This is a genomic window from Puniceicoccaceae bacterium (assembly GCA_040224245.1).
GTDB lineage: Bacteria > Verrucomicrobiota > Verrucomicrobiia > Opitutales > JAFGAQ01 > JAKSBQ01.
The window spans coordinates 1-17,777 of the sequence record JBEGIR010000009.1; the positions used below are offsets into that span (position 1 = coordinate 1).

The window sequence follows — 17,777 nt, forward strand, 5'->3', positions numbered from 1 at the left end:
CCATCAGAAGGGACTTGGCTTCGCTGCGTGAATCCGCGAGTCCCCTGAGCACGAGCAGTTCATCGGCCCGGATCTTTTTTGTTTTGGTTCCCGACATCGCAATTCCCATGCTGAACATGCCGGATGCAAACGCAAATGCAATTGCACATCTTGAGCATGCCTTTCTCTTGTGCAGCGGAGAAGCCAGGACAGGGGAAAGGTTAAGCAAATGGCTCCCAGTGCGATTCCACCGACTGGGTGCTCAGCGGGAAACTGCAAGCAGCACCAGTGCAAGCACGAGTTTGATGAGCATCCAGACAAAACCCAGCAGCATCAGTAATCCGATCCCGGCAAACAACAACCCGACGATGCGAATGCCAGTGCCCGACTGTTTGACGGAGAGCACATCGGATTGCCCTTTTGCGAAGGCATTGATCTTGTCTGCGTTTGCGTCATGTTTGCTGCGTCCACTCGAGGCATATCCCGTGAGTGGGATGCTTCCGTCCTGGGTTTCAATGATGACCTTGTAGGTGGAATCCCCGTCGGAAGTTTTGGAGCGTAGCACCGTTGCTCCCTGTAAACGGTCAACAGGGAAGGACTCGACCACTTCGGATTTTCCCAGCAATCCGACACGAGTGATTTCGCACACTCCGGTATCGCGGGAACCCTCGAGGTAAATGTCATGCCCGAAGAAATGAACGACTGCTGCACCTGAAGCAGTGAAGATGATGCCCAGGAAGAGCATGCTGAGGATTCCGGCTTTTTTGCGTTGTCTTGCCATGGCTGTAATGGATTTGGGGGTTGAGCCAAAAACCGAATGAACTGGATGAGTTTCTGGGATAACTCTGCTGTCAGAGTTCTTAACGGAAAGGCTATGTGGATTCTGGTCGCAAGGTCAACTCGTCGCTGTGGTTTTGCTTTCGTTCAGACTGCAAAAGGAGATTCGAGTTGGGGCGGGGCGGTGGAAGTGTGCTGTTCTGGATTTCGGCTCCGCCGCCGAGAAGTGCATTTTGGATGGGGAATTTGGAAATTGTTCTGCCATCAGTTGTCAATGCACCTGCACTTCATTATGCTGTTTGCATGATAGACGTCATCAAAAAATCCTTGCTGGCTGGCATCGGGGCAACCGTTGTGACTGCGGAAATGCTCGAGAAATCACTCAATGAGTGGGTGGAGAAGGGAAAGCTCTCCACCGATGAAGCAAAAGAGCTGGCTGAGCAGATACTGGAAGACAGTCGTAAGGAGTACCACCAGGCCCGGCAGCAGGTGGAGCATTGGGTTGAAGAAAACATTGAAAAAGCAGGGCTTGTTCGCAAATCCCGGCTTGAGAGCATGGAGAAACGCCTCAACGAACTTGAGGCAGAGCTTCAAAAACTCAAAAAGGCAAGCTCCTGAGTCTGAATGTTTTGAAACCCCTTCGATTGTTCAGAGACGCGGGGAGGGCGAGGGAAATCATCTCCGTGATGGTTCGCTATGGCTTTGCGGATTTCCTCAAACATCTCAATCTTCCTTCCTCATGGTTTCGCAAAGTCATTTCAGACAAGGGAACCCGAATTGCGGACATGACAGTTGCCCAGCGGGTCCGGCACGCCTGCGAGGATCTGGGACCCACGTGTGTGAAAATTGGACAGATTCTCTCGTCCCGTCCTGATTTGCTCGGGCCGGTCATGGTCGAGGAGTTAAAAGCACTGCGTGACGACGTCGAACCGATCCCATTTGAAGAAATGACGGAAGTGCTCAGTGCGGAACTGGGACAGCACTGGTCAGAGGTATTCAGCTCGATCGTCATGGAACCGACAGGCAGTGCTTCCCTTGCCCAGGTTCACAAGGCGGTTCTGCGTGAGCAGAAAATGGCGGTGGCGATCAAAGTGCGCCGCCCCGGTATCGAGCAGGAACTCAACGCTGACATGGAAATCCTCTCTTGGCTTGCCAAGAACATTCACCGCCGGGTCAAGGATCTTGAGGCCTACGACTTGCCGGGCATTGTGGAAGCGCTTGAAACGGGCTTGCGACAGGAGTTGGACTTTCGCAATGAAGCGGTGCACTCGCGCATTTTCAACGAGCACAATCCATACAAAGCGGACGTTTTTGCCCCTGTAGCTCTCGAATCCCTGACCAGCAAGCGACTGCTTGTCATGGAACATGTGGAAGGGGTGAGTGTTGATGAGGCCGAGTGGACCCAGGAGAAAAAGCGGCAGCTCGCCCAGCGCGGAGGTGAATCGATGTTTCACCAGATTCTGGTTGAAGGGTTTTTTCATGCGGACCCACATCCGGGCAATGTTCTGGTCAGCGAGGATGGAAGACTCTGCATCCTCGATTGGGGATTGACTGGGCAGTTAACCCGCGAGATGCGATGGATCCTTGCGGATTTACTCGATGCCGTCGTCCAGCAGGACGCGTCGAAACTGGTTCGCGTGACGCGGCTCATCAACCGGAACCGTCCACCTGTGAATGAACAGCACCTTGAAATGGATATTGCGAATGTTCTGAATCGCCACGGTGCCGATTTCCGGGTGAATCAGGCAGGGGAGATCATGCTCGATCTCGCTCGGGTCTTGTCCCGGAACGGCATTCGCATGTCCCGCGACTACACCCTGTTGACCAAAGCGATCGTCTCCGTTGAAGAAACCGGGCGCGTGCTCGACCCCGAGTTTGATATTTCCAAAATCGCCGAACCCTTCCTGCGCAAGTTGATGCTCGAACGCTACCACCCGGATCGAATGTGGCGTGAGTTTTGTTTCAACAGCAAGGAATGGGTGAGGGATGTGGCAGAAGTTCCGGGGCAACTGCAGCGTGTGCTGCACCGCATCGAAAATGAAGACATTGGACTCAACCTGCGCCTGGATCGGCTGGAGAAACTGGCCGAACCGCTCGATGGCGCTATCAACCGGGTCGTGCTCGGTTTGATCATCGGATCATTGATCATTGGTTCCTCCATGATCATGACGACCGGAACGGGTCCGCTGCTGTGGGGATACCCGCAACTCGGGCTGCTGGGCTACCTGCTCAGTGCGGTGCTGGGGCTTTGGGTCATTTTTGACATCATTCGCCACGGACGCCACCGCTGAGAATCGACCGTCTCAATCTTGCTTGCTCCTGCTTGAGTCAGGGGGGCGGTGTGCTTTTGGGTGCTGTGTAATATTGGTTCTGGTTTTGTTCACTGAACAAGAAACGTAGGGACTTCGCTAGCCGGAGACCTCAGCTACCTCACAGGATGCGGCATCGCGGTGAACGCGAGCCCTACGGAAACGTGATTGATGATCAGTGTTTTTAACAAGAATTGGTGTAACAGCGTTATGTGGGTCATAGGCCTGATCGCTTGGCATTCGCCAGCCGATGTTACAAATCTCAGTTGTTTAAACCAAAAATGGAATAAAAAACCGGTGTCTGCGGGCAGACACCGGTTCAACAACTTCAAATGCTCAGACTCAGAGGCTTTGAGCTGCCTTCACCACAGCATCTGTAGTGATGCCAAGTTCCTTGTAGACTGTGGCACCCGGTGCACTGATTCCAAAGCGGTTGAGTCCAACGACCTTGCCGTCAAGTCCAACATAGCGGTACCAGAGATCGGGCACTCCGGCTTCCACTGCTGCACGCTTGCGGCAGCTGCTTGGCAGAATGCTCTCACGGTAATCGGCGCTCTGGCGTTCGAAGCGGTCAAAGCTCGGGATCGAGACGACACGGGTTCCGTTGCCCAGTTGCTCCGCGGCCTCAAGTGCCAGAGAAAGCTCGCTGCCATTGGCCAACAGGATGCGCTCTAGCGCGGCGGTTTCCTTTTTGGCAATGTAGGCACCCTTGAGTACCCCATTGCGGCGGGTTTCCACCGGTATGGAACTCAGATCGGGAACATTCTGACGAGTCAGGATGAGCGCGGTGGGTCCGTCATTGCGTGTGAGGCTGGCCACCCAGGCACCGGCTGCTTCTTCGGCATCAGCGGGGCGAATCACGTCCAGATTCGGAATCACGCGCAGTGCTGAGGTCACTTCAACAGGCTGGTGGGTCGGGCCGTCTTCGCCGACTCCGATGGAGTCGTGTGTGAATACGTAGGTTACGGGCAGACCAACGAGGGATGCGAGGCGGATGGAACCGCGCATGTAGTCGGCGAAGGTCAGGAACGTGGCACCGGATGCGCGGTAGAGACCATAGTAGGCAAATCCATTGAGCATGGCACCCATGGCGTGCTCGCGAATCCCAAAGAGCAAATTGTGTCCGGAACGGTCTGTTTTGCTGAAATCCCCGGCACCCTTGAGGTAGTTCTTGGTCGAGCCGTGCAAGTCTGCACTTCCGCTGACCAGTGTCGGTGTGGTTTTTGCGAGCGCATTGAGCACCGCACCCCCGGTGTTGCGGGTGGCATCGGCCTTGCCGACTTCAAACTCCGGAATTGCGGCAAAGAGCGACTCTGCAGTGCCGTAATCCTTGGCAATGGCGCGTTCGAGCACCTGTGCAAGCTTCGGGTTTGCGCTCTGCCATGCCTGGTAGGTCTGCATCCAGCGCTGGTAGTTGACTTCCAGCTCGGCAGTGTGCTTGGCGAAATAGTCGCGCACTTCGTCTGAAACGTAGAAAGTCGACTCGGGAAGCCCAAGGTTTTTGCGGGCGTCAGGTGCGAATTTTGCACCGCCCTCACCGTGTCCGGCTGCGGTTCCCTGAACTTCCTTGATGCCCTTTCCGATGAGGGTTTTGGCTTCGATCAACTGGGGTTTTCCCGAGCTGGAGTTCCGGGCCTTTTCATAAGCGGCAAGGAATTCCTTCATGTTGTGCCCATCGACGCGCTGTGTCTCCCAGCCGAAGGATTCAAAACGCTGCTGCACATCGCCGCTTTGGGTGGCATCCGCCATGGCGTCGAGGGTGACATCGTTGGAATCGTAGATGAGGATGAGATTGTCTAATCCATTGTGACCCGCATAGGAAATCGCCTCCATGGCGACACCTTCCTGCAGACAGCCGTCCCCTGCCAGCACGACGACTTTGTGGTCGAACAGCGTGTGGGTGTCGGTGTTGAACTGGGCTGCGGCCATCTGGGCTGCAACTGCCATGCCCACAGCATTGCCAACGCCCTGGCCGAGCGGCCCCGTGGTGGCTTCTACGCCATCAGTTTCGCCATACTCAGGATGTCCGGGGGTTTTGCTGTGCAGTTGGCGGAAATTCTTGATCTCTTCGATGGGCAGGTCATAGCCAGCCAGGTGCAGCCATCCGTAGAGAAACATGCTGCCGTGTCCAGCAGAGAGGATGAAGCGATCACGGTTGAGCCAATTGGGATCTTTGGGGTAGTAATTCAGTGCTTTCCCAAAAAGCACGGCGCCCATATCGGCAGCACCAAGCGGCAGGCCGAGGTGGCCGGACTTGCAGGCGGCGATCGCATCAATGGCGAGACCACGGGCTTGGGTTGCAGCTTTTTCCAGAATCTGACAGTCGAGTTCCATAGTGAAACTCATCATTCGGACACAACCGTTCCTTTCAAGAACTAATTCCGGCCGATGTCTTCAGGCGGGATATCCCTGATGATGGAGTCGATCCACTCGAAACGCTGGTAGTACTGTTTGAGATGCTGCAGTAGGGTGGAGTAACGCGTGAGTGGATCGGAGAGTTTGAGCAGTTGCTGTGTCGCACTGGTGCTCTTGAAAAAGGAAGCCGCTGCGTGATCGACAAAATGGTGGGGTTGGTTGATGTTGCGCAGATGCTCCATGGCCTCATCGGAGATTTCACCGCCAACATGGTGGATTTTTTCCAGCAGTTGCAAGGTCTGGATTCGCAGCGATTCAAGCGCTGCGGGATCTGCAGTGTTTTCGATAACCGGAGCGACTTCGAGCTGGAGGTAGGGTCCGTCTGTCAGGCATTGCTGTACGGTGAGACGGCAAATTCCCTCAAGAAGCACCATGGAGGTTCCATCGGAGTAGGTTTGGCAAGCTTTGACGCATCCGAGTGTCACGCATTCATTGAAGGGAAGTTCCGTATGGAGTGCCGCTTCATCGGGGATGGCGTGAATAATGGTGAACATGCGGTCGTTTTCGATCACGTCCCGAAGCATGTGGCGGTAGTGAGCTTCGAAAATGTAGAGCGGCAGGATAGAATGCGGATAAAAGACTACATCTCGCAATACCATCGCCGGGATGATTCTTGGAACAATAAAATCCCCCATGATATCGGAAATCTGCATGGGGATGCAGGAAGATGCAATCTGCAGGCCTTGTTTTTTGGCAGAGAATCCGGAGGCAGGGAAGCATCGGGATAAGTTGCAAGTGGCAATGCCCCCGCTAGGCTGCTGGATGGTTCGTCAATTGAGTTCATGGCGCAAGGCTGGGTATGCTTCGGTAGAGTCGGGTGTCACTGCCTTTGAATTGCTGCTGCAGGTCTATTTGCTCGAGTTCTACATTCGCGCCTGTGGTCTCGATCCCCTGCTTGCGTCTGCAGGGGCAGTGATCGCGGTTGCCTGGGATGCTGTGTCCGATCCGCTGATGGGTGTGGTGTCGGATCGAACGGGCAGTCGGCGATGGGGGCGCCGTGGTGGATACATCCTGCTGGGTGCGCTGCTGCTGGGCGGTTCAGGCATAGCGATGTTTAATCCACCAGCTCAATTGCTGCTCGAGCCAGGCAGCAATGCCAGTCAAGGTGCGCTGTTTGTGTGGTATCTGCTTTCCTACCTGCTGGTCAACAGCTCCATGACATTGGTGAGTGTGCCTCATGTGGCGTTGGTCGGGGACTTTGCATCGGAAAGTACGGAGCGAAACCGTTTTTTTGCCTGGCGCCTGCTGTTTTCCAATGTGGGTCTGTTGTTGGGAATCACGCTTCCCACCCAGCTGGCAAGTGGGGGTGACGTCATGCAGGGGCGTTCAGACGCGGCGGTAGTGCTCGCGGGCGTGCTGGTGCTCAACAGTGTGATTTGCTGGTGCAGCATCCGCACGAGGGACGTTTATCCGATCGCATCCGGGCAGGGAAGGGCAACCTTTGGGATGCAGGGCTTGGTCGAGTCGATTCGTGCCTTGTTTTCAGTCTTTCAAAACCGCTATTTCCGGAATCTGGTGTTTGCATTTTGTCTTGCAGCCATTGCCCGGGCACTCAATTCGGGGTTTGCGCTCTTTTATTACAAGGATGCGCTCGGATTGAATGAAGAACGTCAGGTCTCCCTCATTTTGATCGTCTTCATCGTATCGATTGTGATTGGCATTCCGTTGTGGTTGATGCTTTCGCGCCGATTCTGGAAGCGGCGTCCCGCATTGGTGGGCCTCACTTTACTGACCATACTGACCTTTGTGACCTATCCGTTTTTCCCGTATGGCAGCGTGGCCGGACCCCTGGTAATGGCGGTGCTTGGAGGCATTGCGGTGGGGTCCATCCTACTACTGGAATCGCTCGTGCTGGATACCATCGACTTCGATGCGGCGCAGCGGGGACAGCGGCGGGATGGAGCGCATTTTGGCTGCCTGAAAATGGCTTCGAAGCTCGCGCGTGCGGCAGGTATTGGATTGACGGGTCCGTTGCTGTTTTGGGTGGGATATGAAGCAGGTGCAGCGGTGCAAAGTGATCAGGTTGCTCAGCGCTTGCGGCTGGTCTTTGGTGTGGGGGTAGGCTTTTTCTTTCTATTGGCAGCGATCGTTTTTTCACAGTTTGGCATGACACGTGCCCAGCACGAGCAAATCAAGCAACGGCTGGCTGCAGATGCAGCAGGAGGGTCTGGAGCAGGGTGAGTTCAGGTTGGATAAGCAGTGCTACTTTTGCTTATGCCGCTTGTGCGATGCGACTAAAATATGACCACCACTGATGCGCGATGCAGTTTCTCGAGTATGGTAGGTGCGGTTTGCATACGAGAACCGAGCACCCATGAGCATGAATAAAAATCCGATTCCCCTGAAATTCCGCGAAGCGCGGAAAATGAAGTTCAGTGATGTTCCCGAGGCCTCCCGTGTAAAGGTCTATGGTGTGCGCTACGTCTATATCAAAGATCCGGTGGGCAATGAGTTTTATGTGACGCGCCAGGGGTGGGGACTCCTGGAAAACCTGCGCACAAAGCACTGGTATGATGACAAGCGCTACGCCAAAGAGGGCGAGCGGCTTTTTGAGGGAAGTGGGCACGTCTATCGCATGCCAACCTACAATCTGCATGGGAATCGTCAGGATCTGGTGGTGAAGTTCTCCCGCTTCGCGGAGGCAGTTCCCCTGCACGTTGCGAAGACCTTTCCGGACAAGATGCCCGCTGACATTGGGGAGGCTGAATTCAATGACCCCTTTCAGGAGTTTGGATTATTGGTCGATTTGCGAAATGGACGCTTCGGACCGCAGGAATTGCGCATCAAAACCAAGCATCCTGTGGCGATTTTCTCCCCGGCTACCCGGGTTCCCTCCTGGAAACTAGGCAGGGAAAAAGCCCGTTTTGACCGGTATCGCAATGGAATGGCGAAAAATCTGGATCCAAAATACTCCAGCATCGATCTCGATTTTGAGCGCCAGTACCTCTATCTGTTTGCCTGGGTCAAAGGCCGCAATGCTGCAAACTACATGGAAGAAGGATTGCTGAGCCAGGAAGAGGTTCGGAACCTGACGTTGCGGGTGGAGGAGGAGTTGCGGTTGAAAGGGTTTCGTGTGCTCGACAATAAGCCCAGCCACATCATCCTGCGCAAGGATCGCCATGGGAATCTGATCCGCCGCCATGGCAAATTGGAATATGCCCTGGTGGATTTTGAACTGCTGCAGCGAACCGACGCCTATGTGGAGGTGTTGCGACAGCGCAACGCTGAGGCTGCCAGCACGGAAAGTCGAGCTGCGCAGGTAGGGAAGTAGGGTCAGTTCTCCGGGTCAGACGGGCGTTGACTGTCGATTTGAGAGCGCGCCCAGGTGATGGCTTCATCGACGGTTTGAAAGGTCGCGATCGGGAGTTTGTAAAATACCCGCTCCGTCTGAAAGCTCTCGTGGGAGAATCGTCGAACCAGAACGAACGCGGCCCCCATGATCGAGGTTTCCGATTCGAGGCGCCGAACCTGAGCAGGGTTGAGGCTGTAGTCGTGAATCCGGTTGGAAATGTAGACAAAAGGCCGGTTTCCGTATGCGGCATTGAGTCGCGTGACTATGTCGTCCACACAGGCCTTGTCAAAATCGATTCCGGCATGGATGGTTCCTACCACAAAATGCTCGTGGAAATGAAGAATACCATATTCTGTTTGCTCCTCCCTCATGAATGCAGGTATTGATTAACGGAAGAAATCGGGATTGCGTGACCCCTGCGGCTTACCTGAAATAAGGTAGTCGAGTCGGGTTTGATCGACGGTGTCGAAACCGGAATGCAAGGGCATTGCGTTGGTATCGATGCCACAACTTCCACATCCGCACAGATTCGGAGAGTTCGGTGCGCTTCCAGCCTCAGTGTGGGTCAGTGCTTTGGCAGCAACGAGCGATCAGCTGCGCGATGTGATCTCGATCAGGTGATATCCGAAGTTGGTGCGCACGGGACCATGCACCACGCCTACAGCTTCATTGAAAACAACCTTGTCGAACTCCGGAACCATTTGTCCCTGCGTAAATTCACCAAGATCCCCTCCGGAACGACGGCCCGACGGACACTCCGAGGCGACTTCAGCCAATTTGGCGAAATCCGCACCCGCTTCGATCTTGTTTTTGATGCTCAGGCATTCTTCTTCGGTTTTTACGAGAATGTGACGCGCTCTAGCTTTCATCATCATGGCCGCAGTCTGAATGGGAAACGAAGCAGCTGACAATCCTGAATTGCACATTCTGGAATTTTTTGGAATTCGACGGATTTGCAATGGGGTCTATGCGGTTTGGGTCAGAATCTTGGTTACAACCGATTCTGCCGAGGATCGATCCCAACTGTTTGGCGCGCTCTAGGGAATCAACTGGATTCAAGTGTTTCGGGAATCTTGCGCAGCTGAAGCGTGTCGATGATTTCGCCGTGGGCGAGCACATTGGTGATCACCACCAGCGGATCTCCGGTCTTGCACCAGCCCCCGTTCACCAGCTTGGCAAAGCTGTGTTTGATTGTCATTTCGGGGTCGGCATTGTTAAATTCGATTCTGAACGGTTCAACCCCCCACAGTGGGATCAGACGGCGGAAAATGTGTTGAATATCGGTGAACGCGTAGATTGGAATCCCGTGCGGTCGAAGCGCTGCCAGAACATGGGGAAGGAATCCGCTGCGTGTGAAGACTACGATACTGGCTCCGCCCATTTCTTCCGCAAGCAGGGCGGCACTGCGCAACATCTTTGCTTTCGGAGTCTTGAGGGCGATTTGATGGTTGAGCTGGTGTTCATGCTGCACGGCCTCTGTGGCTTGAATCACTTGTTTCATCACTCGAACGGCTTCGAGTGGATACGAACCCATGGTGGTTTCGCCCGAGAGCATGACACAGTCTGCCTGTTCCCGAACGGCATTTGCCACGTCACTGACCTCGGCGCGAGTGGGAACGGGAGCGCTGATCATGGATTCCAGCATGTGAGTTGCCACGATGACGGGACGCCCATACTTCTGGCAAAGCTTCACGCACTGGTATTGAATGGACGGAAGTTTTTCGTATGAGATCTCGATGCCCAGGTCACCTCGTGCGATCATGATTGCATCCGATGCCTGGATGATGTCGGACAGGTTTCCCAATCCGGTCTGATCCTCAATTTTGGAAATGATGCGCGCGTGGGAACCCAGCTTGCAGAGATATTCCCGAAGTTCATGCACTGCCTGTGCGTTGCGCACAAAGGAGAGTGCGATCAGATCCACGCCCTCCTCGACACCGATGCGCACATCGTTGCGATCTTTTTCGGTCAGGGACGGCATGCGAATCTCAACACCCGGCAGATTGATGTGGCGCTTGCTTCCCATGGTTCCCGGGATGGTGACCGTGGCACGGACCCGGTCGTCGGTGCAGTCGTTGACTTTCAGCTGGATCAGGCCGCTGTCCACCAGCATGGTGGCACCGGGACTCAAGTCACGAGGCAGGCCCTCGTAGTTGACGCTGATCCGAAGAGTGGAACCGTCCCGATGGTTCTCCGGCTCAGTGGTCCAGAACTCGACGGTATCTCCGATCTTGAGTTCCACAGGTTCGGGTAGGTTTCCCGTGCGGATTTCGGGACCCTTTACATCGATCATGGTGGCGATTTCGCGTCCTTCATCGCGGCAGGCCTGTCGCAGGTTGGCCATGATGGAACGTGTCCAGGCTTCATCGGCGTGGGCCATGTTGATGCGGCAGACATCAACGCGTTCCCGGATCAGCGTGCGAAGCATGTCCGGTGCAGCGGTGGATGGGCCGACCGTAAAGATGATTTTGGTGTGTCTGAAGTGGGATGGAATGTGCACGAAGTCAGCATAGCCAATGCTTGATGCTTTTCCAGAAGTGCTTGCAAAATCTTTGCATTGTTGAGCAGCTCAGTGCTTTGCGAGTCTTGGTTTTTTATCAGAACCTCTGTATTGGAGCGACTGAGAAAGGGCGCAGGTGCTTTTCTGCAGATCTCTGCTCCTACTTTCGGCGTGTTCCGTCTTGCTTGTTCGCAAGGTGCTGCCATAACCTTTTTTGAGCGGCGTTCGGCCAGATGTCGATCACGCTCCACGCATGCGCTGCAAGTTGAAGATGAACGAATGCTCAGACACCGATGGGTTCCGATCCAGGCTCAATGGCAAACGCCAGCAAGTGGCAAGCTGCCACCGCATGATCGAACAGATGATCGAAATCTACGACGAGGCGGCTGAGGCGGCCACCCGGCGTGACCACCTGCTCGGGATTCGTCAGGCTGACGTCGACTACCTCTGGCAGGAAATCGCGAAGTTGCAGCAGGGACTGCAGGATACCGTAGCGGTCAAGGATCAGCTCGAGCAACACGTTTCGGTTTTAAAATCCCATGTGCAGCAGTTGCGCCATGCGGCTTTACAGGCAGGGGTTTCTCCTGATCAATTGCCGACATTGCCGGAGCTGCGATCTGCGGCAGCTCCCAAAGTCCGCCGTTTTTCCGGCAGGGGTGTTCCGGAAAAAACACCAGTGGAACGAAATTTTTTCTGCGGATTGGATACTCCAAAATCCGGACTGCGCTTGAGTGGCTCGGATTCACTGCATTTGGGTGGATGGTGCTGTGATGCCAAGGGAAGAGCCCCCCGGCGTGTATGGGTGGCGGTGGATCATCGCAAGGTTCCATGCTCGCTGGGTTGGGAGCGCCTGGATGTGGTTCGGGAGTTTGCACCTGAGCTTCGGGTGGAACCCCACTGTGGTTTCAATGTGGAGTTGGAACTGAGAACCGGACCCAATTTTCTGCGGATTTGGGCTGAGTTTGAGAGCGGGGCGCGCCATTGCCTGATGCACCGTACCCTCGTGTGTGCCGGAACCGCTGCATCGACTACCGGTCAACTGGATCAGGCCTATGACGTGTGGGTGCAGCAATTTGATACACCCACTGCATTGCAGGAGCGGGAAATTGCCGAAGCCATTGCAGTGATGCAGGATGCCCCGCTGATCTCGGTGCTGCTGCCCACCTACAATACCCCGGAGAGGTGGCTTGCGGAGGTGATTGAATCCGTGCGTCGGCAGAGCTATCCGCACTGGCAGCTCTGCATCGCCGATGATGCTTCTCCACAGCCTCACGTTCGTGCCATGCTGGAGCACTACGCACAGCTCGATGCACGCATCTGTACAGTTTTTCGCGAGCAAAATGGTCACATCTCCGCAGCAACCAACAGCGCACTCGAAATTGCCGAGGGAACATTCTGCGCGCTGCTGGATCACGATGATGTCTTGCCAGCTCACGCACTATACCACGTTGCGGTTGCGATACAGTCAAATCCCGGAGTGAACCTGATCTATTCCGATGAGGATAAGATCGATGAACAGGGCAATCGCTTTGATCCCTACTTCAAATCGGACTGGAATCCGGAATTGTTTCTCTCCCACAACTGCATTTCCCACCTCGGTGTTTACCGCAGCTCTGTCCTGCGGGAGATCGGTGGCTTTGATGAAACCCTGTCGGGATCGCAGGACTGGGATCTTGCCCTGCGCTTTGTCGCGCATGTGGAAGAGCAGGGCATCCTTCACATCCCGCGAATTCTGTATCACTGGCGCTACCTTGACAGTTCGACCTCAAAATCGATCGAATCCAAACCCTACGCTGTCACCGCAGGCAAACGTGCGATTGAAAACTATCTCTCCGCCCGCAACGACCGTTCCCTGGTCCATCCCGGGACGTGGTCGGGATCTTTCCGGGTGCAACCTGCACTGGATTTTCTGCCAACGGTTTCGATCATTCTGCTCGATCTGGACGCGGAGCAGACCCGACATTGCCTTGAGTCCCTTCGCAGTCTGACGCACCCGGCGTTTCTGGAGTTCGTGATTGTGGATGACGGGGCGGCTCTGAAGTCCAGGGAATGGTCCGAATTTCGCGCGAATCAGATACACCGGGTGGGCGGTCTGAATCGGGAAAATCACGCGCGCTCGTATAATCATGGGGCACGCATGGCTCTTGGGGAAATTCTGGTTTTGCTGAGTGCGGATGTTCGCCCGCAGCACGAGGACTGGCTTTACGAACTCTGTGCTCAGGTGAATCGACAGGGTGCAGGCGTGGCAGGTCCGTGGCTGCAGTATGCGGATGCGACCACCTTTAGCGGCGGACTCATTCTGAAATCGAGTTGCTCGGGCGTATTGCATGCGTTTCGCGGATTGCCCCAGGCGGATATTGGGCACATGGGCAGGGCACACCTGACGCAGCGGTATCTCGCAGTTGCGGGTCAATGCCTGGTCACGCGCAGGGTGGTGTTTGAAGCTCTGGGAGGACTGGATGCCGATGCCTACGCAAACCATTGCTGGAATATCGACTACTGCCTGCGAGTGCGCCTCGATGCGGGTCGATACACCGTTTGGACTCCCTACGCCCGGCTGATAACACAAGATGTGATTTCACCGCCTGCCGATGCGGCAGATTCGGAATTCGGCAGATTGGCGGAAAACTGGGGTGCCATTGTTGCGCGTGATCCCTATTTTAACCCCAATCTGGATGAGCACGATACCCGCTTTTTCCTTGCATGGCCACCGCAGACGCAGCACCCATCTCCGGCCACCTTGCTATTCGCTACGAAGTCCTGATTTCACCTCGCAGTGCAGATAGTACCTGGAATTTCTGACCGAAAAACCCCGGTGAGATCAGCTCCAGCAACTGTCCCTTGCGTGGGTCAGTGAGTGTATTGGAGGCGGTGATGATCTGCTGCAGGCTCGGTGCCGCATGTTCCAGAAAAAATCGGGACTGTGAGTGAATCCGGATCGAGCCAAAGCCCGCATTTTTCAACACCGCACTGAGGGCATCCCAGCAAACATGGGTTGTGAGATCCTGCGCACCGGGATTGTGAAACAGGTCTTCGATCTGCCTGTGCGAGCGGTAGGCCCGTGCCGTGCCCTGGGGTGTTTCTTCAATGCGCTGCTTCCAGCTCATTCCATAGTCAAACGCGAGCAGCAATCCGTTCCAGCTTGTGTTGACGATGTTTTGCATCAACTCCGACGCAGCGGTGGACCAGTCGAGGTGGTATTCCATTGCGGGTGCTTTGGGCAGCAGTGCTGTAGCACGGGCCTCGCTTTCGGTGAGCGGTTGCGAAGCAATGACTTCGCTGAGCTGATTGCCCTGCATACACAAGTGGATGGGGCACCACTTGCCGTTTTGCGCGAGCCAGCGGTGAAAGGGCTGGGCATCAAAGAGTTCATTGGAATACACCACCGCAAATTCCGGTATCTCAAATGCCTGTCCGAGCCGCAGGATGCGATAGCCTGCAAAGGGTAGGGTGCGTTCCCTCCATGGGTCGACTCCGGGTTCGGCTCCGATCTCACAAAACTCGAAGGAAGAAATCGGGAGTCCGCTCTCGGCAAGCAGGTGCTCACAGGCCGCAATCACAAGATCGGGAAATACCCGACTGTGGCTGCTCGAGGTGTAGAAGTCACGATCTGCGGATTTGCCGACGCGAACCGTTTCCCGACGGTAGTAGCCCAGGGTTTCATGGAACAGTGCCAGGCGCGAAAAATCCTCATAGTTCAGGTAGCCTTGAGCATTGCAAACGGGGCGGATCGCCTCAACCCAGAGGTCAGAAAGTTGAAAGCTGTTGGAACGGATTGCCATGATACAGAAATCCTTGGCAGCAGGCATCCTGCAGGTCAAAACTGAAGCGGAGATATCTTCGATATTTCGGTTGACTTTGATCCCCCAAAACTCCAAGTTTCGAGCTTTACTTGAGTCCGAGCGGAGAGATGGCTGAGTGGCTTAAGGCAACGGTTTGCTAAATCGTCGTAGGGGAAACTCTACCGGGGGTTCGAATCCCCCTCTCTCCGCCACTTTTCGTAGAAAAACAGGGCAAGGGGGATGAGAAGCCCCGGAGGGGGTTTGTTCCGAGGGTCCAGACGAAGTCAGGATCCGACAAAAGCGAAGTGCCCATCCCCCTCTCTCCGCCATTCGACGCGTTTCCTCAGTTCCTTCGTTCACTTGCTCATGGCAAGCCACCTCCGAAATGTTGTAGACTTCAACCGTATTGATAGCGTCGGATGTCCTGAGCCTGTCGAAGGGCTTTCGTTCGTTTACATCCTGATGTTCAGAAACGGTTCCTTCTATGTTGGGATATCGGATAACGTATCAAGACGGATGGATCTACATCGCTGTGGATTTGGGGCACGGCAAACGAAGCTGCTCAGGTCGTTTAAGCTTGTTTACGTCGAAGGACCAATGAAACGCTGCGACGCGGGCAAGCGGGAGCAGCAACTCAAAAAATGGTCAAGAGCCAAAAAAACTGCACTCATATTGGAGGATTTCGATACACTGAGATTTTTGTCTCAAAGTAGAGACTCATGAGTCCAGGCCTTGTGCGTGGGAAAAGAGAGGCAAGCCACCTCCGAAATGTTGTAGACTTCAACCGTATTGATAGCGTTGTTCACAAAACCGCTGAAAGCGGGTGAGAAACCTGCAATGCCCTGTTCAAAGCCGCTGCAAAAACCCCGACGAGTCGGGGACACAAAGCCCTTTTTGGCGCTGTGCAACAGCGTTATGTGCTCCCAAGCTTCGCTCAGACATATCTTGAGGCAGATCTAAAGTTGCCGGGAATGAATCTACAAAACGAGGGGCAAATCTTTATGATATGCGTTGGACTCATTCGGGTAAGCCAAATGCTTTTCGCTTCAAGTGGGCTGCTTGACAAACAACCATTATGGTTGCAAAATTGTCTTATGGCTTCAATCACAATCAAAAACATACCGGAGCATCTGCATATGGCTTACAAGCGCAGGGCCAAGCAGCACGCACGCAGCCTGCAAGCGGAGATCTTGTACACGCTTGGGCAGTCGGCGGATGAAAATGTAGATGATCGGGTGCTGAAAGTGGAAGAAGTGGCTGGATGCATTAAACCGGCAAGGTCACAGGTCGCTCTGGAGGAAATGGATAGCGCGGTCGATGTCATGTTTCGCCAGCAATGGAAAAACAAGGCATAGTCAGTATCGATACGAATGTTTTGGTGCGTTTTCTCGTCAAAGACGAGGGTGCAACGGAGCAATGTGAATCCGCGAAAGAGCTTTTTAAGCGGCATGGAGTCTTCCTTCCAGAATCCGTGTTTTTGGAAACCGAATGGGTGCTGCGTGCGGTTTACGGTGTGCCGCGAGATGAGATCTGCGCTGCTTTTGATAAGGTGATTCGGCTCGAGCAAATCCTGGTGCCAGACAAAACAGTGCTGAAGCAGGTGCTTGCGCACTATCAAACAGGCTTTGATTTTGCAGATGCCTTGCACCTGATTCGCAGCGAGGGCTACGAAATGAAGACCTTCGATACTGCATTCATTAAAAAAGCGCAGCATTCGGGGTACTCAGCTTCGTCACCCTAAAAAAATGATAGAAAATCACTATTAAAGATGTCGCCCGAGTCTATCGGGATCGGTAAGGGACTTCAGCCCTTCGCCGTCGCTCATTCCTCAGGCATGCTTTCAGGCAGATCCATAGTAGCTGAGAATAAATCGACAAAACGAGGGGCAAATCTTTATAATTTGCGTCTGACCCCCTTCGAATTTGGTTGATTTATTTGTTATAGTTTTGGAGGTTCTCGACTGAAAAATAACGTTCAGCCCTTCGAGCATGAATCATTACCATTTTATCTCCGTCTATTCGGTAATACACATTCACTGGAGGAACGACAATTCTTCTATACGAAGTTCCTTGTAACTCAGGAGGAACACTTCCAGATGATGGAAATCCAGAAAGTGCCTCTGCTTCGCAGAATATCTTTTTTATCAATTTTTTGGCTGCCTCGGGATTGTCGAGTGCAATGTAGTCTGCAATCTCATCGAGGTTTTCGAGGCAAGGGAGGGTCCAGATTAGCTCAGCCATCTTTTCATTTTTTCTTTTGCTTCAGTGTGAGAAACAACACGGCCGTCACGGAATGCACCTTCACCCCTGGCTATTCCTTCGAGTAACTTCAATTTCTCTTCTTTTCTTTCAAAATCTTCGGCATCAACAAGATAGACTGAAGGCAATCCATGTTCGGTAATCAAAACAGGCTCTTTACTTTCCTTTACTTCTTTGAGTATCTGGGTAGCTTTTCTTTTTAAAGTGGTGACCAGTTCAGTTCTCATGAGTGACACTTAAGTGATACTTTGAGGTTTTTCAATTTAATTCTCTAACGTCAATAGTGGTCATCACCATGGAATCGATAACGATCACATGTGGGATTGAAGTGGTCCCGGAAAACTGGACAGGTGGACAAGCTATGAATAAACTACCAAAAAGGAGGAAAAAGCATGTCCAAGAAACGCCGCTCATTCAGTGCCGAGTTCAAATCCAGGGTTGCCCTGGAAGCGATCAAGGAGACCG

At 53.9% G+C, this 17,777-nt stretch carries 16 protein-coding genes and 1 tRNA gene; 8 read left to right on the forward strand and 9 right to left on the reverse strand.

The window, feature by feature from the left end:
- Positions 1-241: 241 nt before the first annotated feature.
- Positions 242-760 carry a hypothetical protein gene (locus ABQ298_01300; protein ID MEQ9823000.1) on the reverse strand — a complete coding sequence of 173 codons (519 nt, stop codon included), beginning with the start codon at positions 758-760 and terminating at the stop codon, positions 242-244.
- A gap of 299 nt (positions 761-1,059) precedes the next feature.
- On the opposite strand from ABQ298_01300, the gene ABQ298_01305 reads away from it, so the two are divergent.
- Together ABQ298_01305 and ABQ298_01310 are read left to right on the forward strand one after the other, a co-directional pair.
- Positions 1,060-1,374, forward strand: coding sequence for a hypothetical protein (locus tag ABQ298_01305; GenBank protein MEQ9823001.1), 315 nt, complete (start codon positions 1,060-1,062; stop codon positions 1,372-1,374).
- Positions 1,375-1,442: 68 nt separating this feature from the next.
- Positions 1,443-3,047, forward strand: a complete 1,605-nt coding sequence (locus tag ABQ298_01310) for an AarF/UbiB family protein (GenBank protein MEQ9823002.1) — start codon at positions 1,443-1,445, stop codon at positions 3,045-3,047.
- Positions 3,048-3,407: 360 nt separating this feature from the next.
- On the opposite strand, the gene tkt is transcribed toward ABQ298_01310, so the two are convergent.
- Positions 3,408-5,414 carry a transketolase gene (gene tkt / locus ABQ298_01315; GenBank protein ID MEQ9823003.1) on the reverse strand — a complete coding sequence of 669 codons (2,007 nt, stop codon included), beginning with the start codon at positions 5,412-5,414 and terminating at the stop codon, positions 3,408-3,410.
- 26 nt (positions 5,415-5,440) lie between these two features.
- Positions 5,441-6,133, reverse strand: coding sequence for an LON peptidase substrate-binding domain-containing protein (locus ABQ298_01320; protein MEQ9823004.1), 693 nt, complete (start codon positions 6,131-6,133; stop codon positions 5,441-5,443).
- A 109-nt stretch (positions 6,134-6,242) separates the two neighbouring features.
- Here ABQ298_01320 and ABQ298_01325 point away from each other — a divergent pair, with 109 nt between their 5' ends.
- Positions 6,243-7,661 (forward strand): MFS transporter, encoded by a 1,419-nt coding sequence (locus tag ABQ298_01325; GenBank protein ID MEQ9823005.1) that lies wholly within the window; start codon positions 6,243-6,245, stop codon positions 7,659-7,661.
- Between the two features lie 139 nt (positions 7,662-7,800).
- The gene (locus ABQ298_01330; protein MEQ9823006.1) at positions 7,801-8,751 is read left to right on the forward strand and encodes a hypothetical protein; all 951 of its coding nucleotides are present in this window, start codon (positions 7,801-7,803) and stop codon (positions 8,749-8,751) included.
- A gap of 2 nt (positions 8,752-8,753) precedes the next feature.
- Here the strand turns inward: ABQ298_01330 and ABQ298_01335 are convergent, their stop codons facing one another.
- The 3 genes from ABQ298_01335 to pyk all read right to left on the reverse strand — a co-directional run bounded on the left by ABQ298_01335 (position 8,754) and on the right by pyk (position 11,272).
- Entirely contained in the window at positions 8,754-9,143 is a 390-nt protein-coding gene (locus ABQ298_01335) for a hypothetical protein (GenBank protein MEQ9823007.1), read from the reverse strand.
- Between the two features lie 219 nt (positions 9,144-9,362).
- Positions 9,363-9,644 carry a peptidylprolyl isomerase gene (locus ABQ298_01340; GenBank protein ID MEQ9823008.1) on the reverse strand — a complete coding sequence of 94 codons (282 nt, stop codon included), beginning with the start codon at positions 9,642-9,644 and terminating at the stop codon, positions 9,363-9,365.
- 173 nt (positions 9,645-9,817) lie between these two features.
- Entirely contained in the window at positions 9,818-11,272 is a 1,455-nt protein-coding gene (gene pyk / locus ABQ298_01345) for a pyruvate kinase (protein ID MEQ9823009.1), read from the reverse strand.
- A gap of 271 nt (positions 11,273-11,543) precedes the next feature.
- Here pyk and ABQ298_01350 point away from each other — a divergent pair, with 271 nt between their 5' ends.
- A complete protein-coding gene (locus ABQ298_01350; GenBank protein MEQ9823010.1) occupies positions 11,544-14,036 on the forward strand; it encodes a glycosyltransferase in 2,493 nt (830 codons plus the stop codon).
- On the opposite strand, the gene ABQ298_01355 is transcribed toward ABQ298_01350, so the two are convergent.
- Positions 14,023-15,054 carry an SAM-dependent methyltransferase gene (locus ABQ298_01355; GenBank protein ID MEQ9823011.1) on the reverse strand — a complete coding sequence of 344 codons (1,032 nt, stop codon included), beginning with the start codon at positions 15,052-15,054 and terminating at the stop codon, positions 14,023-14,025. The genes ABQ298_01350 and ABQ298_01355 overlap by 14 nt on opposite strands.
- A 122-nt stretch (positions 15,055-15,176) precedes the next feature.
- Here ABQ298_01355 and ABQ298_01360 point away from each other — a divergent pair.
- From ABQ298_01360 to ABQ298_01370, 3 genes are all read left to right on the forward strand, one after another.
- Positions 15,177-15,266 (forward strand) — tRNA-Ser (locus tag ABQ298_01360).
- A gap of 759 nt (positions 15,267-16,025) precedes the next feature.
- Complete coding sequence (locus tag ABQ298_01365) at positions 16,026-16,409, forward strand: hypothetical protein (protein MEQ9823012.1); 384 nt, start codon at positions 16,026-16,028, stop codon at positions 16,407-16,409.
- Positions 16,391-16,795, forward strand: coding sequence for a type II toxin-antitoxin system VapC family toxin (locus tag ABQ298_01370; GenBank protein MEQ9823013.1), 405 nt, complete (start codon positions 16,391-16,393; stop codon positions 16,793-16,795). The genes ABQ298_01365 and ABQ298_01370 overlap by 19 nt, the downstream gene beginning before the upstream one ends.
- Before the next feature lie 190 nt (positions 16,796-16,985).
- Here the strand turns inward: ABQ298_01370 and ABQ298_01375 are convergent, their stop codons facing one another.
- The gene (locus ABQ298_01375) at positions 16,986-17,294 is read right to left on the reverse strand and encodes a type II toxin-antitoxin system RelE/ParE family toxin (protein ID MEQ9823014.1); all 309 of its coding nucleotides are present in this window, start codon (positions 17,292-17,294) and stop codon (positions 16,986-16,988) included.
- Positions 17,282-17,539 (reverse strand): type II toxin-antitoxin system prevent-host-death family antitoxin, encoded by a 258-nt coding sequence (locus tag ABQ298_01380; GenBank protein ID MEQ9823015.1) that lies wholly within the window; start codon positions 17,537-17,539, stop codon positions 17,282-17,284. Before ABQ298_01380 ends, ABQ298_01375 begins: the two co-directional genes overlap by 13 nt.
- Positions 17,540-17,777 lie beyond the last annotated feature (238 nt).